Raw genomic sequence first — 2,570 nt, forward strand, 5'->3', positions numbered from 1 at the left:
CGGGCGACAGGACGACTCTCAGAACCACCGGACCTACGAAACGGGGTCAGCCCACACCAAAGAGTCGACTCGACAACCAAGAACCCCAACACGTTTCAGGCGTCGGGGGTTGTTCGCGCTAGCGCTTCTTCTTCAGGTTTTCGAGATGACCGGTGCGAGGGCGCTCGTGGTAGAGCCGCAGAGCCACACCCACCAACGACACCGTACGCAGCTTCTTTACCTCACGCAGATCAAACCAACGCGCCTCATCAGTCGTGCCGTCAACTTCGGGCCGCAGTTCACCGCCGGTGATGTGCGCCTGGTACACAATCCGCACACCCTGCAGCGGAGTTTCGGCAGGCCGCCCCTTGCGGCGCCGATTATTGGCGTTGACGATGATCGAGTCGACACCCAGCAGCGAATCAATCTCGGCGATGTAACCGGTTTCTTCTTCAATCTCGCGAATAGCGGCATCGTACGGATCTTCACCAGGTTCGACCCCGCCACCGGGTAGCGTCCATCCCGAACGACCGCGAGAGTTCCAATGCGCCAACAAGATCTGCCTGTCTCGCACAATCACCCCGTAGGCACCCACACGGAACCTCATCATCAAAGCTCCTTTGCGCGATCGGATACCGGGTTGAACAGCGGATGCCGGTCAGAATCCGCATCCTGACACCACATCGGCACCTCTCGAGTCTAGCGGGGCTGGCTGTGCATCTCAGTCGACCGCGGTTCGCGGGCAAGTTTCCAGACTCAAGCTGCTTCGATAAGAGTTAACACGCCTAGCAGGAAGGAAAACCATGTCGGAACTCAACTCGCTTCTCGACTCAATCCCCGTCGAGCAGATTGCCGGCCAGCTCGGAGTTTCGACTGACGAGGCACGTCGCGCAATCGATGCCGCGCTGCCGTCACTGCTTGGTGGGATGCGGGCAAATGCGGCGGATGCGGCCGGTGCGGCATCGCTTTCGAGCGCACTGGGCGCACACGCCGAGTCGTCGCTGCTCGACGGCGGTATTGATGCTGCGAGTGTCGATACCGAAGACGGCGCCAAAATTGCTCACAACGTTTTCGGCGACAACGAGAGTGCAGTGACAGAACAGGTGGCGCTTTTCGGTGGTGTCTCACCCGCAGTCATCCAGAAAGTGCTGCCCATCCTCGCACCCATCGTGATGGCTTGGCTCGGTAAGCAGGTGTTTGGCCGCCAGTCAGTACCCCAACGCCAGTCGACAAAACGTCGCGGCGGTGGCCCCCTGGGTGAGCTGAAAGACATGCTTGACGGCAATCGCAACGAGCCGGCTCGCAGTGAACCAGCTGGTGGCGGCATTGACATCGGCTCGATTCTGGGTGGACTGATTGGCGGCAAGGGCGGGCTCGGTGGGCGCTTCGGCGACCTGCTCGGCAACCTCGGCGGACTGCTCGGCGGCGGCCGCCGATAGCCACGGCGCCGACCGCTGCACGCTGGGCTGGGTGCCCGAGCCGACGCACACCAGCGCTGGCGCCAAGCCCCATGCATCCCAGCCCGTTCGGCTCCACCGTGTGCATCCCACCACGAGCCCTATCCTCGGCAAATGACCCTCATAACGCGGAATGACCCTGTATTAGGAGGGTCATTCCGCAATTGCAGGGTCATTTGATGCGCCGTCGAGGTGATTCGGTGCAGATGACGGCCGCATCCGTCCTTATTTGTGTGTCTCCGCGGCATTTGTATGTGTTCTGACACACACAATTAACGCGGAGACACACAAAACCGACAGCCAGCGACTTCATTGTGGCGGCGTGACGACATAACGCACGCCGGTGCGAGCGCGGCGGGGCATACAAGGTTTCGCTTTGGTTGTTGACTCGACGTTGACGGCCCCCCACTAGCGACGTACAGTTTTCTGTACAGGAGGCAGATGATGAAGACGATAAGTTACACCGAATCGCGCGCCAATTATGCCCAAGTGCTCGACGATGTCGTCAACAACCGCGAAGAGGCCGTCATCACGCGCGCCGGCCACGAGCCAGTTGTCATCGTGTCGCTCGTCGACTACGAATCGCTCCGCGAAACCGCTTACCTCCTCCGCTCACCCGCGAACGCTCGTCGCTTGCTCGATTCCATCGATAACCTGGAGCAGGGTCGGGGGTCGCAACACGACCTCGTCGAGGACTAAGACGTGATCCTTGTCTGGGATGAGGCTGCCTGGGAAGACTACTTGTGGTGGCAGAACGAAGACCGCCGCACGCTCAAGCGCATCAACCAGCTCATCAAGGACATCGCACGTAACAGCAACGAGGGCATCGGCAAACCCGAAGCCCTCAAGCACGGACTTTCGGGTTATTGGTCGAGACGCATCACTGACGAGCATCGACTGGTTTACAAGTGCGTCGATGACGAGATTCGCATCGCAGCCTGCCGCTATCACTACGGCAGATGATCGACTTACCGCCCCCGACCCCGCGGCAAGGCACCTACCCCGTGCCAAGTGACCCTGTAACTGCGAAGTGACCCTGCTATACGAGGGTCACTTCGCAGTTACAGGGTCACTTGCTGCTGGGTCGCCCCCTTCATTCGGTCCGGACGTTCTGTGAGTCGTCGGTTTCGATTT

At 60.2% G+C, this 2,570-nt stretch carries 4 protein-coding genes; 3 read left to right on the forward strand and 1 reads right to left on the reverse strand.

Annotated features, from left to right (window positions below):
* Positions 1-118: 118 nt before the first annotated feature.
* On the reverse strand, positions 119-589 hold the full coding sequence (locus RQ865_RS09775) for an NUDIX hydrolase (protein WP_399521832.1): 471 nt from the start codon (positions 587-589) through the stop codon (positions 119-121).
* A gap of 193 nt (positions 590-782) precedes the next feature.
* Between RQ865_RS09775 and RQ865_RS09780 the strand changes: the two genes are divergently transcribed.
* From RQ865_RS09780 to RQ865_RS09790, 3 genes are all read left to right on the forward strand, one after another.
* Complete coding sequence (locus RQ865_RS09780) at positions 783-1,418, forward strand: DUF937 domain-containing protein (protein ID WP_311479197.1); 636 nt, start codon at positions 783-785, stop codon at positions 1,416-1,418.
* A 462-nt stretch (positions 1,419-1,880) separates the two neighbouring features.
* Positions 1,881-2,135 carry a type II toxin-antitoxin system prevent-host-death family antitoxin gene (locus RQ865_RS09785; protein ID WP_311479202.1) on the forward strand — a complete coding sequence of 85 codons (255 nt, stop codon included), beginning with the start codon at positions 1,881-1,883 and terminating at the stop codon, positions 2,133-2,135.
* Between the two features lie 3 nt (positions 2,136-2,138).
* On the forward strand, positions 2,139-2,399 hold the full coding sequence (locus RQ865_RS09790; RefSeq protein WP_311479199.1) for a Txe/YoeB family addiction module toxin: 261 nt from the start codon (positions 2,139-2,141) through the stop codon (positions 2,397-2,399).
* Positions 2,400-2,570 lie beyond the last annotated feature (171 nt).

The organism is uncultured Gulosibacter sp. (assembly GCF_963509965.1).
Lineage (GTDB): Bacteria > Actinomycetota > Actinomycetes > Actinomycetales > Microbacteriaceae > Gulosibacter.